Annotated in this window: 16 protein-coding genes and 2 pseudogenes; 6 read left to right on the top strand and 12 right to left on the bottom strand. The window is 47.4% G+C overall.

Going from position 1 to position 15,430, the window contains the following annotated elements; genetic code table 11:
• Positions 1 to 170: 170 nt before the first annotated feature.
• Both gnd and DS743_RS03235 read left to right on the top strand, forming a co-directional pair.
• Positions 171 to 1,556: an NADP-dependent phosphogluconate dehydrogenase gene (gene gnd / locus DS743_RS03240; RefSeq protein ID WP_002879895.1), complete on the top strand. Its 1,386-nt coding sequence runs from the start codon at positions 171 to 173 to the stop codon at positions 1,554 to 1,556.
• A gap of 274 nt (positions 1,557 to 1,830) precedes the next feature.
• The gene (locus DS743_RS03235) at positions 1,831 to 2,367 is read left to right on the top strand and encodes a hypothetical protein (protein WP_035185545.1); all 537 of its coding nucleotides are present in this window, start codon (positions 1,831 to 1,833) and stop codon (positions 2,365 to 2,367) included.
• A gap of 54 nt (positions 2,368 to 2,421) precedes the next feature.
• Here DS743_RS03235 and DS743_RS03230 read toward each other — a convergent pair whose 3' ends face one another.
• Positions 2,422 to 2,991, bottom strand: a complete 570-nt coding sequence (locus DS743_RS03230) for a hypothetical protein (RefSeq protein ID WP_035185546.1) — start codon at positions 2,989 to 2,991, stop codon at positions 2,422 to 2,424.
• Positions 2,992 to 3,022: 31 nt separating this feature from the next.
• Here DS743_RS03230 and DS743_RS03225 point away from each other — a divergent pair, with 31 nt between their 5' ends.
• The 3 genes from DS743_RS03225 (at position 3,023) to DS743_RS03215 (ending at position 5,071) form a co-directional block, all read left to right on the top strand.
• A complete protein-coding gene (locus DS743_RS03225; protein ID WP_003621664.1) occupies positions 3,023 to 3,217 on the top strand; it encodes a hypothetical protein in 195 nt (64 codons plus the stop codon).
• Positions 3,192 to 3,461: a hypothetical protein gene (locus DS743_RS03220; protein WP_003621666.1), complete on the top strand. Its 270-nt coding sequence runs from the start codon at positions 3,192 to 3,194 to the stop codon at positions 3,459 to 3,461. Before DS743_RS03225 ends, DS743_RS03220 begins: the two co-directional genes overlap by 26 nt.
• A gap of 71 nt (positions 3,462 to 3,532) precedes the next feature.
• The gene (locus DS743_RS03215; RefSeq protein WP_035185549.1) at positions 3,533 to 5,071 is read left to right on the top strand and encodes a ClC family H(+)/Cl(-) exchange transporter; all 1,539 of its coding nucleotides are present in this window, start codon (positions 3,533 to 3,535) and stop codon (positions 5,069 to 5,071) included.
• A gap of 77 nt (positions 5,072 to 5,148) precedes the next feature.
• On the opposite strand, the gene DS743_RS03210 is transcribed toward DS743_RS03215, so the two are convergent.
• The 11 genes and pseudogenes from DS743_RS03210 to amaP all read right to left on the bottom strand — a co-directional run bounded on the left by DS743_RS03210 (position 5,149) and on the right by amaP (position 13,931).
• Positions 5,149 to 6,459, bottom strand: coding sequence for an NCS2 family permease (locus tag DS743_RS03210; RefSeq protein WP_035185551.1), 1,311 nt, complete (start codon positions 6,457 to 6,459; stop codon positions 5,149 to 5,151).
• Positions 6,460 to 6,681: 222 nt separating this feature from the next.
• Positions 6,682 to 7,428 (bottom strand): amino acid ABC transporter ATP-binding protein, encoded by a 747-nt coding sequence (locus tag DS743_RS03205; protein ID WP_003616418.1) that lies wholly within the window; start codon positions 7,426 to 7,428, stop codon positions 6,682 to 6,684.
• 19 nt (positions 7,429 to 7,447) lie between these two features.
• Positions 7,448 to 8,905: an ABC transporter substrate-binding protein/permease gene (locus tag DS743_RS03200; RefSeq protein ID WP_035185552.1), complete on the bottom strand. Its 1,458-nt coding sequence runs from the start codon at positions 8,903 to 8,905 to the stop codon at positions 7,448 to 7,450.
• Between the two features lie 243 nt (positions 8,906 to 9,148).
• Positions 9,149 to 9,847: a deoxynucleoside kinase gene (locus DS743_RS03195; protein ID WP_003611175.1), complete on the bottom strand. Its 699-nt coding sequence runs from the start codon at positions 9,845 to 9,847 to the stop codon at positions 9,149 to 9,151.
• A 21-nt stretch (positions 9,848 to 9,868) separates the two neighbouring features.
• Complete coding sequence (locus DS743_RS03190; RefSeq protein WP_003611191.1) at positions 9,869 to 10,516, bottom strand: deoxynucleoside kinase; 648 nt, start codon at positions 10,514 to 10,516, stop codon at positions 9,869 to 9,871.
• Between the two features lie 211 nt (positions 10,517 to 10,727).
• Positions 10,728 to 11,877: pseudogene (locus tag DS743_RS03185) on the bottom strand (IS256 family transposase).
• A gap of 328 nt (positions 11,878 to 12,205) precedes the next feature.
• Positions 12,206 to 12,346: a hypothetical protein gene (locus DS743_RS03180; protein ID WP_141372542.1), complete on the bottom strand. Its 141-nt coding sequence runs from the start codon at positions 12,344 to 12,346 to the stop codon at positions 12,206 to 12,208.
• Positions 12,347 to 12,358: 12 nt separating this feature from the next.
• Entirely contained in the window at positions 12,359 to 12,610 is a 252-nt protein-coding gene (locus DS743_RS03175) for a GlsB/YeaQ/YmgE family stress response membrane protein (protein WP_003616424.1), read from the bottom strand.
• Positions 12,611 to 12,624: 14 nt separating this feature from the next.
• Positions 12,625 to 13,146: an Asp23/Gls24 family envelope stress response protein gene (locus tag DS743_RS03170; RefSeq protein ID WP_035185555.1), complete on the bottom strand. Its 522-nt coding sequence runs from the start codon at positions 13,144 to 13,146 to the stop codon at positions 12,625 to 12,627.
• Positions 13,147 to 13,173: 27 nt separating this feature from the next.
• Positions 13,174 to 13,359 carry a DUF2273 domain-containing protein gene (locus tag DS743_RS03165; protein WP_035185557.1) on the bottom strand — a complete coding sequence of 62 codons (186 nt, stop codon included), beginning with the start codon at positions 13,357 to 13,359 and terminating at the stop codon, positions 13,174 to 13,176.
• Between the two features lie 11 nt (positions 13,360 to 13,370).
• Entirely contained in the window at positions 13,371 to 13,931 is a 561-nt protein-coding gene (amaP, locus tag DS743_RS03160; protein WP_072544274.1) for an alkaline shock response membrane anchor protein AmaP, read from the bottom strand.
• A gap of 266 nt (positions 13,932 to 14,197) precedes the next feature.
• Here amaP and DS743_RS03155 point away from each other — a divergent pair.
• Positions 14,198 to 15,430 (top strand): annotated as a pseudogene (locus DS743_RS03155) (IS4 family transposase); the annotation flags it as partial.

Genomic DNA, 15,430 nt, shown 5'->3' with positions numbered 1-15,430 from the left:
CAAGTTCAAGCAACTTCAAGTGCTTCAACTCCAGAAACTGCACCAGACACTACTTCAGGTGCTTCTCACTAAGAGAAATATAAATAAAGAAGAAAGCGAAACCTTTTGGTTTCGCTTTCTTCTTGCTTGCAAGTATAATAAAAGAGGCAGACATACTAGGAGGTAAATAAATGCAACAATTTGGTGTGATCGGTTTATCGGTCATGGGCAAGAACTTAGCCCTCAATGTTAGAAATCACGGCTTTTCAGTCTCCGGCTTCTCCATCGACAAGCCGGAAGTCGATGCTTTGGCCAAGTACGAGGATGACAAGCTAAAGCCTTGCTACACTTGGGAAGAATTCGTTGATTCTTTGGAAAAGCCCCGCAAGATTCTGGTGCAGATCATGGCTGGTGACCCGGTTGACCAAACCATTCAGAAGCTGATCCCGCTTTTGGACAAGGGCGACATCATTATTGACGGCGGGAACTCCAACTTCCACGACACCAACCGCCGCTACCATGAATTAAAGAAGCACGGCCTGCACTTCATCGGCATGGGCGTGTCCGGCGGTGAAGAAGGCGCCTTGAACGGCCCGGCCTTGATGCCAGGAGGGGACAAGGAAGCTTATGAAGAAGCAGCGCCAATCTTGACCGCGATGGCCGCTAAGACTGAAGACGGCCGCGCCTGCGTGTCCTACATCGGGCCAGAAGGGGCGGGCCACTACGTTAAGATGGTCCACAACGGGATGGAATACGCGATCATGCAGGAAATCTCTGAAGTCTACGACATCATGCGCAAGGTAGCCCACAAGTCCAACAAGGAAATGGCAGATATTTTTGCTGAATGGGACAAGGGTGACCTGAACGCCTACTTGATTGAAATTGCTTCACAAGTTTTGCGGCAAAAGGACGACTTGACTGACGACGATGTGATCGACCACATCTTGAACGTTGCTTCCTACAAGGGGACTGGCAACTGGATGCTGGAAGACGCCATCAAGCTGGGCGCTCCAATTACGGTGGTAGCGGAAGCCGTTTTGGCCCGGTTCATGTCCAAGGCCACGACCCGGGAAGGCAAGGAAGTCGTTTACGACGGTGAAGTTGCCAGCGACTTGATCGACAACTTGGGCAAGGCAATGTACCTGGCGCAGATCGTGGCTTACGCTCAAGGCTTCCAGCAGTTGACCATGGCCGCTAAGGCTTACGACTGGGAACTGAACTACCCGGCGATCGCGCAGAACTGGGAAGCGGGATGCATCATCCACGCCAAGACCCTGTACCATATTGAAGATGCCTACGCTGACGGCAAGCAACTGGACAACCTTTTCCAAGACCCATACTTTGCGGGCGTGATGGAAAAGAACCTGCCAGCCTTGAGAGCAGTCGTTAAGCTGGCTGCGGAAGCTGGCGTGCCGACTCCAAGCTTCAGCGCCGCTCTGAACTACCTGGAATCAATCTTCAACCCAAGCCTGCCGGCCAACATGATTCAGGCACAAAGAGACTACTTCGGTGCGCACACTTACTACAGAAACGACCGCGAGGGCGTTTACCACACCGAATGGTATGAAGAAAAATAACAAACAGTATTGATGAAAAGAGTGAAACTTCATTGGAAAGTTTCACTCTTTTGTTTTGTCGTGCTTGATTCTTCTGTTGCTTGATGATAATATTAGGCTTTTCATTGTTCAGTAGGAGATTTCCAGAAAAGATTTGTGACATATGATGAAAAGGCTGTCTTATTTAGCGTAATCAGTATATAGAAAAGTAGAATTGAGCGCAGCGTCTCTAGGAGGTAAGGTATATTATTATAAAGGACAAATTTAATAAAGGACAAATTTAAGGTAGAAACATATGAACAAAAAGAGAGCAACGATTATTTCTGGCTTAATTGTCGTTCTGCTGCTTGGGACATTGTTGCTGCTAAAGCATGTCGACAACAGCGCCAGCGCGATTTTGGAAGCCAAAATAACGGCAGACGATGACTCTGGAACTAGCTTCGCGACCATCTATGACAACGGGAAGCTCGAAAAAAGCAGGTCCAGCCATAACAAGCAGTTTGTTAAGCCGATTGAAGTAGACCCACAAGTTTTTGTGGAGCATACGGACAAGAAAAACAATATTTATTTAACGGTAAACGAGAAAGCGTTGAGGAAAAACAAACAGGTCTCTTCTGATGAAAACTGGGTCAAGCTAACTAAGCTGATTGCCAAGAGAAGCAAGCACGCTATCGCAATTCTGAACCTGTTTAAGCTTGGCGATGACTACTATGCCTTTCTAAAATACAATGCCGGGCTTTCAGATGAGGGCAGCCTTTATCAGTACAAGAGCAGCTTGACTAAAGTGGCTAACCTTGATTCCGGCAAAATATCGGGCTTAAAGAAAAAATGAGCGAGTAAAAAGCAGTCAGCTTCAAAAAGTTGACTGCTTTTCATCTGGAAACTATTACTTGCTGTTCTTCGCGAAGTCGCTGATCTTCAAGAATTTCTTCTCTTTGGTCGTCATGCTGACATAAACGAATTTGCAGTTTTTGTTGTTCCAAAGTTCACTGTATTTTCTGTGCCAAGTGCCATCCGCCCGCTTGTAGTAAATGGTCGTCATGTAGCCATTTGGCGCCGCGTCCGAAACGATTCTCCGCACGCGTTCGTACTCAGCCTTGTTCAGCTTGTTGATGTTGGTGACTGGGGCCTTTTTCCCATTGAGGTAGGTCTCAGAGTTGGCCAGGAGCCATTTGGCAAAAGTTATCTCACCTTTATTGCCGGAAAGTGCCTTTTGCGCGTTGCTGAGCGCGTAGTCCAGGTAGTCACGGCGGTAGGAAGATGACAGCTTGTAGATTGTTTCCTTCTGGACGGCTTCAGCCTTGGTGATTTCCTTCTTCAAGGATGCCAGCTGGCTCGCGCTGGCCGGCTGGTCGCTTGTCTTGGCCGCCTTCTTGGAAATGATGGTCGGCAGCTTTGCCTTCTTAACTTCGCTGGCCTTTAAGAAGCCATTGTATTGATATGAAAACCTGGCCAATATCAAGCTGACTAATGCCCAAGCCAGCGTTTTGCAAAAATTCCACGGCGACCTGAAGGACTTGTTCGCCCTGTCCCGGAAAACTGACGCGGTTTTCAGCGTGACTGGACCCCTGCAGACGGTCTTGACCCTGGCCAGTTTTCTCTTGATTCTGCTCTACGGCAGCCAGCGCCTACAGCTGGCCCGGGCCTACTTGCGGGATGCCCCCTTGCCTGATCCTGGATGAAGCCACGGCTAACCTGGACCCCGAGTCAGAAGCCAAGGTCAGCCAAGCTGTTGACCGGATTGCCCGGGAAAAGATTGTCATCATCATCGCCCACCGTCTGTCGACGATCGCCAATGCTGATAAAATCTACTTTTTAGACCAAGGTCAAGTTCAAGCCGCTGGCCGGCATGAAGAATTGCTCAAGCAGCTGCCAAAGTACCGGGCCTATGTTGAAGACCAGCTGCGACCTTTGGAAAGCAGGTGAAAGTAGATTTTACATGTCCGCCTAAAAGGGTTATGCTTTTTTATATACAAAAAAAGGTGGGTAAAAATAGTATGGAGAGTGAAGACAGACAAACGCGCAAATCCAACCTGCGCTTATTATTCGAAGCCCTGGTCGTAGGCCTGGTGGCGGGCATTGTTGTTGGCAGCTTCCGCTGGCTGATCGGGCAGACCCTGGCCATGTGGCAAAAAGGCTACCAGGCAGCGCACGCTAACCCAGCCCTCTTGTGGCTCTTAGCCGGGGGCGTTCTGGCCAGCGTGATCGTGGCCGGCTTCTTAGTCAAGCAGCAGCCCCATGCCGGCGGGTCCGGGATCCCTGAAGTAGAACTTCAGTTGCAGGGCAAGCTGCAACTGGCCTGGTGGCCGGTCTTCTGGCGGAAGTTCATCGGCGGGGTCCTGTCGATCGGGTCTGGCCTCTTTTTAGGCCGGGAAGGTCCGTCAATCCAATTGGGCTCAACGGTCGGCCAGGGGGTGGCCCAGGGCTTCAAGGCTTCAAAGAGCGACTCCCGGGTCCTCCTGGCAACCGGGGCGGCCAGCGGCTTGTCCGCGGCCTTCGGGGCACCTTTGGGCGGGGCCATGTTCATCGTTGAAGAAGTCTTTCACAACTTTTCTCCCCGGGTCTGGCTGAACGCTTTAGCCGGAGCCATCATGGCCAACTTTGTGGTTTCTAATGTCTTTGGCCAGACTCCGGTCTTAGCGATCGACTACAAGCACAGCTTCCCCATCCTCCAGTACTGGCAGCTGCTCTTATTGGGGGCTTTCTTAGGCTTGATCGGCCGATTCTACCAGTGGGGCCTGCTCAATTTCAGCCATGTTTATCAAAAAATCCCCGTCCTGCCGCGTTGGCTGCACGGGATCATCCCGGCCCTCATCTTAGTGCCGGTCATGTACTACTTCCCAGGCTATGTCGGCGGGGGCAACAACTTGATCTTGAGCTTGAACCAAATTCACGCCGTAAATGTCCTGGTCTTGATCTTCCTCTTGCGGATCAGTTTTTCCATCGTGTCTTACGATTCTGGCCTGCCGGGCGGGATCTTCCTGCCGATCTTGACCATGGGGGCCCTCTTGGGGGCGGTTTATGGCCAGTTCATGGTTGACCTGGGCCTTTTGGACCAAAAATTGGTCGTCAACTTGATCATCTTCTCCATGGCCGGGCTTTTTTCAGCCATCGTCCGCTCGCCTTTTACCGCTATCATGCTGATCGCGGAAATGGTCGGGTCACTGCTGCACCTCATGCCTTTAGCCGTGGTCTCAGTTGCCGCTTATGTCGTCAACGAACTGCTGGGCGGGGTGCCGATCTATGAAAGCCTGGCTGGCCGGATGCAGACCAAAGAAGACAACGACTATGTTGGTGAAGCAGACCAGCTGACTATTTCCATTTATGAAGGCAGTCAGTTGGCTGACCACCAGGTCAAGGACATCGCCTGGCCGGACCGCACCCTGGTTAGAGTTATCCACCGGGGGCAAAAGGATATTATCCCTAATGGGAATACCAAGCTGTTAGCCGGTGACCTTTTAGTCTTGGAAATCGACGAAAACCAGCGGGGCCTGGTCTATGACAAGATGGCCAGCCTGCAGGAAGCCAAAGAATAAAGCTGAAAATACATAAGAAAAAAGCCGCGACCGAAGTCGGGGCTTTTTAGCTTGGCAAAAATTGTTATTGTTAGCGTTTAGACGTTCAAGATCAAGAAGTAGATCACGAAGACTACAGCCAGGATCCACATCATTGGGCTGACTTCCTTGGTCCGCTTGGCAGCAGTCATGGAGATCGGGTAAACGATCAGCCCCAGGGCCATCCCGTCAGCGATGGAGTAGGTCAAGCCCATGCCAATCACGATCAAGAAGGCTGGAACAGCGATTTCCAGCTTGTCCCAGGAGATCTTGGCCAGGTTGGCGGCCATCAAAACGCCGACGATGATCAAGGCTGGAGCAGTAACTGTAGTCGTTACCACGCTCAAAAGTGGGCTGAAGAACATGGACAAAAGGAAGAAGATGCCAACCCAAACGGCAGTCAAACCAGACCGGCCGCCGGCAGCGATCCCGGATGAAGATTCAACGTAGGTGCCAACCGGTGAAGTACCGATGATGGAACCAGCCATCATGGCCGTTGAGTCAGCCGCCATGGCCTTGCCGATTCTTGGCATCTTGCCGTCCTTGTCAATCAGTCCAGCCTGGTGAGCCAGACCGATCAAGGTACCAGTGGTGTCAAAGAAGGCCACCAAGAGGAAGGTTAAAACGACCGTCCACATCTGCACCGTGTTGATGTCGCCCAGGTGGAAGATAGCTTGGCCGAAGCTTGGCTTCAAGCTTGGCGCCAAAGAAACGACTGAAGTCGGCATCTTGCTTTGGCCAACCAGGATGCTGAAGATTGAAGACAGGACGATCCCGATGAAGATCGCGCCTGGCACCTGCCGGATCATCAAGAAGATGGTTACCAGCAGACCGAAGATGGTTACCCAGGCAGCTGGGTCCTTGAAGGAACCGATAGTTACCAAAGTAGAAGCGCTGCTGACAACAAGCTTGCCGTTTTGCAGGCCCAGGAAGGCGATGAAGATCCCGATCCCGGCGGAAATGGCAAATTTCAAGTCGTTAGGGATGCTGTCAACGATCAGTTCCCGCAGCTTGAAGACCGTAATCAAAATGAAGATGATTGAGGCCAGGAAAACAGCAGCCAGGGCAGTCTGCCACTTCACCTTCATGCCGATGCAGACAGTGTAAGCGAAGAAGGCGATAAGACTCAAAGACGGGGCAGTAGCGATCGGGTAGTTGGCAAAAATACCCATGATAAGACAGCCGAGCGCGCTGGCCAGGGCAGTTGCCGTGAAGACCGCGCCTTTGTCCATCCCGCTGGCGGCCAAGACGCTAGGGTTGATGAAAAGGATGTAGCACATCGCGAAGAAGGTCGTCAGACCAGCGATGAACTCCCGCTTAGGGTTTGAACCGAGCTTGTCGAGCTCGAAATACTTGTTAATAAATTCCATTTGATCCTCCAGTAGGCAATGTTCGGAATTTCTTCCAATAAAAGGGGATATTTCTACCTTAACATGGAATTAACCGGATGTAAATACGAATTATAATTTTGTTAGTGATTATAAAGTGTGTTTCCATTATTTTTAGCCGCTAAAAAGCGCTTGAGCATGGCAACTCAAGCGCTTTCCTTTTATTTTTTTACTTGCTTTTAAAAAATCTAAACTCAGCTTAGCTTAGATATTCAAAACCTTGTTCAAGAAGTTCTTGGTTTCTTCTTCCTGCGGGTGGTCGAAGATTTCTTCCGGCGTCCCAAGTTCCTTGATCACGCCGCCGTAGAAGAAGGCAACCTTGTCAGCCACCTGCTTGGCGAAGCCCATTTCGTGGGTTACCACGATCATGGTCATCCCTTCCTGGGCCAGTTTCTTCATAACGTTCAAAACGTCGCCGACCATTTCCGGGTCCAGGGCACTGGTCGGTTCGTCAAAGAGCATGACATCCGGCTTCATGGCCAGGGCCCGGGCGATGGCTACCCGCTGCTGCTGGCCGCCGGACAGGGTGGTCGGCTTGACGTCAGCCTTGTCATCCATGTTGACCATCTGCAGGTACTTGTGGGCTTCCTTGATAGCCGTTTCCTTGTCTTCCTTGCCCAGTTCGACCGGAGCCAGGGTGATGTTTTCCAGGACGGTCATGTTCGGGAAGAGGTTGAAGTGCTGGAAGACCATGCCGATCTTTTCCCGCATCTTGTTGATGTCGACCTTTGGGTCAGCCAGGTCAACGCCATCCAAGTAGATGTGGCCGTCTTGGAAGTCTTCCAGCTTGTTGATGCAGCGCAGGAAGGTACTCTTGCCTGAACCAGACGGACCGATGATGCAGACGACTTCGCTTGGCGCGACGTCCAGGCTGGCGCCCTTGATGACTTCATGAACGCCGTCATAGCTCTTGTGCAGGTCAGTTACCTGAACCTTGTATTTTTCTTCCATGGGAAAAGCCTCCTTTTAACTAATGTTGCATCTTCTTTTGAATGTAGTTGGACAGCCAGGTAAGCAGGGTGATGATGATCAGGTATATTACGGCGATGATCAGCCACATCTTGAAGCCCTGAAAGTTTTGGGCGATCAAGTTGGCACCAGTTTGCGTCAAGTCCATGACCCCGATGGCGGAAAGGATGGACGTGTCCTTAAGAGTGATGATGAACTGGTTGACCAGGGATGGAATCATCAGCTTGAAGCCTTGCGGGGCAACAACCTTCCACAGGGCTTTGTAGTAAGGCAGACCCAGGGACCGGGCCGCTTCCCACTGACCCACGTCAACTGATTCGAAGCCCCCGCGGACGATGGCCCCGATGTAGGCCCCTTCGTCCAGCATCAAAGTCAGGATGCCGGCGGTAAAGAGGGGCAGCTTGTGGCCCAGCAAGGTTGGCATGCCGATGTAAATAAAGAAGGCCAAAACCATCATTGGAATCCCACGGAAGATGTAGATGATTACGTTGGCCAGGCCATGCCAGAATTTGTGTTCAGCGATCCCCATGATCCCGAGGATTAAACCGAAGACCAGGGCGGCCAGGATGCCGACGATTGAGAGTTCGATGGTCATCCACAGACCTTGCAGAAGAGCGCCGGCGTTGTCCTTGATTAAGCCCAAAATTGAAGTATCAGCTACGACTTGGCTCTTAACAGCCTTCTTGCTGGTGTACTTGTTGACGATCTTCTTTAAGCGGCCAGTCTTCTTCAGCCAGGCCAGACCGTCGTTGAACATCTTGAGGAGTTCCTGGTTTTCCCCCTTCTTAACGGCAAAAGCCAGAGGGGCGTTGGAAACCTGCTTGCCGACGATGCGCAGGCCGGTCCCGTTGGCAATCCCGTAGCGCAGGGACGGACCATCGTCGAAGCAGGCGTCAGCGTTGCCGGCTTTGACGTCAGCCCAGGAAGTGTTGGAGTTGGTGTAGTACTTCAGCTTGAAGCCGTACTTCTTTTGGATGGACTTGGCATAGATAGCAGAAGTAGTCCCGGTCTTGACGTTAACCGTCTTGCCCTTGAGGTCCTTCATGCTGGTGATCTTGCTGTCCTTGGCCACGGCCAGGCAGACCCCGTCAGTGTAGTAGGAGTTGCTGAAGTCGATGGTCTTCTTTCTTTCTTCAGTCACGCTCATGCCGGCGATCATCCCGTCGATCTGGCCAGACTGCAGGGCCTGGACGTCGGCGTTGAAGGACATGATCTTCAGCTCGTACTTGAAGTTTTCGTGCTTGGCGATTTCCCGGAGGATTTCGATGTCAATTCCCGGGTTCTTGCCATTGTAGGTACCATCCTTGTCTTGGATTTCAAAGGGCTTGAAAGTCTGGTCGGTACCGATGATGTAAGTCTTCTTGCTAGCAGCCTGGGCCTTGGGCGCCGTTAAGAACAGCGCGGCGATGAGCAGGCTGATTGGCAGCAGGAGAAGTTTGCGAAGTTTCTTTAAATGCATGTTATCTTTTCACCCTTTTTCATAAATAGTTTCTTCCGCTAGAAAAGCAGATCGTCAATATTGTATCACGTTTTTTAGAAACGGTTTATTTTATACAGCTTATCTTTGGATAAAAGCAACCGGTACCAATTTTCTTTTTAAAGTGAAACCCCATAAAGAATTAAAAAAATCGTTCTACAAGGCTGAAAGCTAACTAAACAAAGAATTTAGCCTAAATAAAAGAGCCCCCGTCAGGGGAGCTTCTTAAGATGAAAATTCGATTGATTCGGTGGCAATTTCACCGGCCTGCCAGTTCTTTGGCAGTTTGCCCACTTGCTTGAGCTTCTGGGTGATCTGGTCCAGGACTTCAGTCCGGTCGCTTTCGCTGGCCATGAAGTCGTAGTGGTCGCCGTCGATCATCATCTTTGGTGAGTAGTCGTAGTCGTCGTACCACTTCTCATAGTAGCGGAGCATCCGCTTGTAGTAGTCTTCCAGGGTCGGGTCGAAGCTGAGCTGCTCGTAAGACCGGCCCCGCTTCTGGATCCGTCTGATCATTGTTTCATAGGAAACATTGATGTGAACCAGGAGGTCAGGATGGCGCTTAGGCATCCGCTCCAGTTCCTTCATCATGCTTTCCAGCAGCTCGTCGTAGGTCTGGACTTCCAGGTCATTGGCCCGGCCGATGTCGGCGTTCATATGGAAGAAAAGAGAATCTTCATAGATGGACCGGTCCAGGACGTTGTTGTCGTCGCTGAGGGCTTTTTTAATGCTGTGGAAGCGCGTGTTCAAGAAGAAGAGCTGCAGCAGGTAGGTGTACTTGAGGGGGTCCTTGTAGAAAAGCGGGAGGACAGGGTTGTCATCGACGCTTTCGTAGAAAGGCTTGGTCCCCAGATATTTGGAAAGAATTGCGGTTAGGCTGGATTTACCGGCCCCAACGGGCCCACTTAATACAATAACGGTCATCACGTTCCTTCTAACAACTAACTATAAATTACCGATTTCGCGCAGCTTGTTGTCGATGATGTCCAGAACCAGGTCCTGGTCATCGATGTTGTCGACAAAGTCGTACTTGTCACCATCGATCATCATCTTTGGTGAAACGTCATATTGTTCATACCAGGGCTCGTAGTAGCGCAGGAGGTTCTGGTAGTATTCCTTCAGGCCCGGGTCGGAGTCGAGCTGTTCGAACTCCCGGCCCCGCTTGCCGATCCGCTTGAGCATGGTGTCAAGGGAGACGTGGATGTAGATCAGGAGGTCCGGCTTCTTGCGCGGATTGCCTGGCACGTCTTCCATCATGTTGTCCATCAGGTCGTGGTAGATTTGGTATTCAGTCGGGTCAGCAACCCCGTTATCGACGTTCATGTTGAAGAAGAGCAGGTCTTCATAGATGGACCGGTCTAAAACGTCGTTGTGGTTGCCGGCGGCGGCGTTGATTTCAGCCAGCCGCTTGTTCAAGAAGTAGGTGTTCAAGAGGAAGGTGTACCGTTTCATGTCTTTGTAGTACAAAGGCAGAACCGGATTGTTGTTGACCTCTTCGTAATATGCTGTTGAGCCAAGGTGCTTGGCGAGGATACTGGTTAAACTGGATTTGCCGGCTCCAATTGGGCCACTTAAGACAATAACGGTGATCACACTCTTTCTATTCATACTATACTAGATCTACGTTGCTCTAATAGTTTATTGCAAGATATAGTGCCTTAGCAAGCTTTTTGTCCAAAAAGATTTTTTATATGATAGAGGAATAATTTGCCTGGAGGGGGGGAAAAGAGTAAAATTTTTGACTAACTTAAACTTCCCACTTTTGTAAGTGGGAAGTTTAAGTAATTATGTTTTAATCGAAGTATCATTCCAACGTGTCTGTCACCTGACCAAAGCCTTTATGAGTCGGTCATTGTAGCCGATAGCCTGTACACCTAAGAAGTTGTCTAGGGACTCTTCAGTTGGAAATTCTGACTTTGGCTTTGTCTTGCGTTTGATCATGTTGTTCATCGACTCGATCATGTTCGTTGAGTAGATCGAGGGCCAAATCTGCTTAGGGTACTGGTAAAAGACCAGCAGGTCTTCCTCAATCTTCTGCAGATTCTTGATCATGCTTGAGTACTTTGAGTCGTATTTGTCGTAGAAAGCGTGGAGAACCGTTCGTTTCTGTCTCTTTTAAGCTAGATTGCTTATGAACTTGCTTGAAGTCGTCCAGAGCCTCTTTACGATCGCTTACACGGACTTTCCCCTTGATATTTCGCATAACTAGGCATCGTTGGAATTTAGATTTTGGGTAATACTGCTTTAGCATGTCTTTAATGCCTACAAACCCATCTGACAGGAATAGCTCAACCTGCTCAAGGCCGCGTTCCTTGAAGTTGGAAATCATTTCACCCCAAATTCCGATATTCTCCACCGGGGCAATACGATAATCAATGATCTCCTTATGGCCATTAGGCTTAATCCCAACAGCCACATAGACTGACTCACGCTGGTACGTATCTCTACGCAGAGGAATGTAAGTGGCGTCGAGATAAACGCAGAAGAACTTGTCGCTCAGCTGACGTTGGTGATAGTTTTCGACTTGGCTGGCAGCCTGCTTAGAGATGTTGACGACAGTGACAGCTGAGTAATAGCTGCCCTACATTTTATCAATCAAATCAGAGATCTCCCGGGTCGTTACGCCATGCGAATAGAGCTGAATCACGGTTGATTCTAGCGTATCAGTGTGTTGGCCGTATGCTGGAAAAGTATGTTGGTGAAACTCACCTTTTCTGTCCCGAGGAACTTGAACTCTGATCGGTCCGAATTGAGTTTTAACTTGTCTAAAATAGCTACCGTTTCTAGAGTTTCCATAGTTCCAATCCTCTCGAGCATAGGGATCATAACCAAGAAAGGCAGTCAATTCGCTTTCTAGGAGTTGATCGAGTCCTAGAAAGCTGAGTACGCATGAATTCATCGAATTTCTCTTTGTTCAATAGCGCATTGAGGCATTCTTTGTTAAAATCAGTCATAGGGGATTTTCTTTCGTATTGATAGTGTTCAAATCAATTATACGGAAAGGGAGTCCTTTTTTTATACCCAATTGGAATTTAGTTTAAGGAACTGTTCATCCTTACACATAAAATTATACAGTTCCTTTTTAACTGCTAGGCTATAATTTATAGATAAATAAAAGCAAGCACCTACCTACGTAAAAAAGTGCCTGCTTTTATTTATTATCAAAAAAATTCCCATCTATATTTATAAAAGGTTATCATAGCAATTGAAATATTGACTAACTGACCTTTAATTGTCAAATTATTTACATTCTAAGATGACTAATATAGATAATTTGGCTAATTATTCATGTAATTTTTGTTGCAACGTATCACCAATGCCATCTACCTTCTTAGCAGCCAATACGGTGCCGCCGATGAGAACACCACCTACAACGAGCGTAGAAGCGATCATAAACTTAAATACACTTTTCAAAACGTCCATAAAATTCCCCCCTTACTTTTTACTGGTTCGACCAACAACTAATGAAACAATCAGAACTAAAATAATTGCCCCGATGATCGATGGTATCAATGACATGCCAGCTAATGAAGGACCCCAAGTGCCAAGGAGCCCTTGGCCAATCCATGCACCAATCAAACCAGCTACGATGTTTGCAATCCAGCCCATAGCAGCACCACGGTTAGTGATTGCTCCAGCAATGGCACCAATGATTGCCCCGATGATTAATTTCCAAATAAGTCCCATATTTACTTACTCCCTTAGTTAACACGACTAGATTTATTGTCAGACGTTACTTTATCAACGCTGTCACTTAATGTTTCCTTCGATTTCTTTGCGCCCTTACTGAGAGCATCACTCACGCGATCTTGCAGAGAAGTCGAATCTTGTTCATGTTGCTCCTTTGTCTTGATATCAACAACATGAACATTTACTTCAATTACTTCTAAGTCGGTCATATTCTTTACTTCCCGAACGATAACATTTTTGATCTTGTCATACAGTTTAGAAATATCAATGCCGTATTCAGCAACAATGTCGAGATCCACTGCAACCTGTTTTTTTCCAACCTCTACATCAATTCCTGATGTGACATCGGAAGTATTAACTAGTTTTTCAGCAACATTTGCGAAAAAACCGCCATCTACGGTTAATAAGCCATCTACTTCAGAAAGTGCAATACCAATTATTTTTTGAATAACCTTATCATCAAATGTTAAATTGCCTTTAATACCAGACTTTTTGTCAGTTGTTGTTTTTTCACTTGGCGTTCCGTTCTGCATAATTTTTCCTCCTTATAATTCAAACAGTTATTTAAAAACATCTGTTAAGATACCAGTTTTTTGAATATAATAGCCCGCGGTAATCCCAATCGCCACAAAAATCAAAACAAAAAGCGTCTTGAAAAATCCAAAAGTGATGATAAGGACCGCTAAAAGCAATCCTATAATTCCACCAATTAGTGGCCAAAAATAAGCTTTAATGAGTTCGGGCACGTTATCACCTCCTAGACAACTCGAGATTGATGCACATTAGCGTCCGACTCATTGAAATCAACGAGTCGGATTTTTATTTTTTTCTGTTCAGAAATTCCAAGACAAATACGCAAATCTTTTTTTAATTGATTGAGAAAATCTGCAGTCTGTTTCTTGGCATTGACTGAATTTAGTAGATCACCCGATATTTTAAGTGTGATCCTTTTTCGTGATAACTTAGCTGATACCTTGGGGTTACCAATAAAGGGTTCATGTTGAAGTGCTGAAAGAGCAAAATGCTCAATAGCTTTCTTACTGATGGTAACTTGACCATCAGACTTTTGATGAAGATATAATGACTGCGACCGTGGCCAAAAAAGTGTGATAATCAATAAAACAATTAACACCGCCGCCAGAATTATCCCACTCCAAAAAAGGTATATCGGTTCGTACTGATCCAACCAATCAAACTTTAATTGCATGAGTGTGCTAGTGCCAATGGCCGTTGACCAATTTTTAAAGACAAGAATTATGGACAAAGGAAATGCAAGGATAATAACAACTACTATTAAAGCCTTGAATATAAATCTCATATCATCACCACCTTTACCATCATTATAGCACGACAGGTAGTAAGAAACTAATTAAATAAAAAAACAATTAGCAAGAAACTAATTAAATAAGAAACTAATTAGCAAGAAACTAATTAAATAAAAAACTGATTAGTTTTTTATTTGACTAACTTAAACTTTACACTTACAAAAGTGGGCTTGTACCTTGAAAATTCAATAGTTTAGCCAATAAAAAAGCACAAGGCCTTTGTTCGCTTGATATAATTAAGCCGACCAAAACATCATCAATATCAAACGAAAGGCTTGCGCTTTTACCATTATTCGATACTAAGAACGAACCTAAAATTGCCAGTTCTGTTGAAAAGTTCTTCAAGGACTACAAAGTTATGGAGCTTCTCCGTAGATGTGGGCTTCGCAAGTCCAAAGGAATCCCACTTTGGTCGATCCTTTCATACATCTTCAGTAATGTATTTCCAGACAGAAGCATGTACATGCAACAGAGGTCTGGCAAGTGTACTTCTGGCTTCTCCAAGAACACCTACTATCGATTCATGCAGAACCCACATATCAACTGGCTTCGCTTCACTATTCTGCTAGCTGAGAAGATCATCAATGAGCATCTGAAAGATCTGACCTCTGACCAACGTGCCGATTGCTTCGTCTTTGACGATTCGCTCTACTCCAGAACTGGATACAAGAAGACTGAATTGGCTGCCAAAGTATTCGACCACGTTTCGATGACCTACAAAAAGGGCTTTCAGATGATGACCATGGGTTGGACTGATGGATCCTCCTTCGTTCCAATCGCTTCATCACTCTTGTCCTCAAAGAACGATCAGAATGTCATCGGGACGACTAAGAAGATCGACAAGCGCACAATTGCGTCCAAAAGGCGAATTATGGCTCAATCTAAGGGGACTGATGTGGTTATCCAGCTGCTTGATCAAGCTTTGAAAGCAGGACTCACTGCCAAGTACGTTATGTTCGACACTTGGTTCTCCAATCCTCATCAGATTGTCCAAAGCAGTCAACGTGGTTTGAATGTAATCGCCATGGTGAAGAAGAGCTCCAAGATCACATACGAGTTCGAAGGAAAGCGGATGAACGTCAAGCAGATCTTCAACGCATGCAAGAAACGTCGAGGTCGTTCAAGATATCTCCTATCCGTCCCTGTAAAGGTTGGAGATCCTGCCAAAGATGGTGCCCAAATTGATGCCAGAATAGTCTGCGTAAGAAATCGTTCCAACCGCAAAGACTGGATCGCTCTTATTTGCACGGACATGACGATCGATGAAAATGAGATCATCAGAATTTACGGCAAAAGATGGGATATCGAGGTCTTCTTCAAGACCTGCAAGAGTTTCTTGAAGCTTGGCACTGAATACCATGTGGCCGGTCATATGATGCATTGACTGCCCATACGGCTTTCGTCTTTCTGCGCTACAGTTCATGTCAGTTGAGAAGCGAGATGATGAAGATGATAGGACAATAGGCGAGCTCTTTTCTACTCTAAGTCAAGT

The organism is Lactobacillus leichmannii, assembly GCF_024701915.1.
Lineage (GTDB): Bacteria > Bacillota > Bacilli > Lactobacillales > Lactobacillaceae > Lactobacillus > Lactobacillus delbrueckii.
This window is presented reverse-complemented; position numbering and strand designations above follow the sequence as displayed.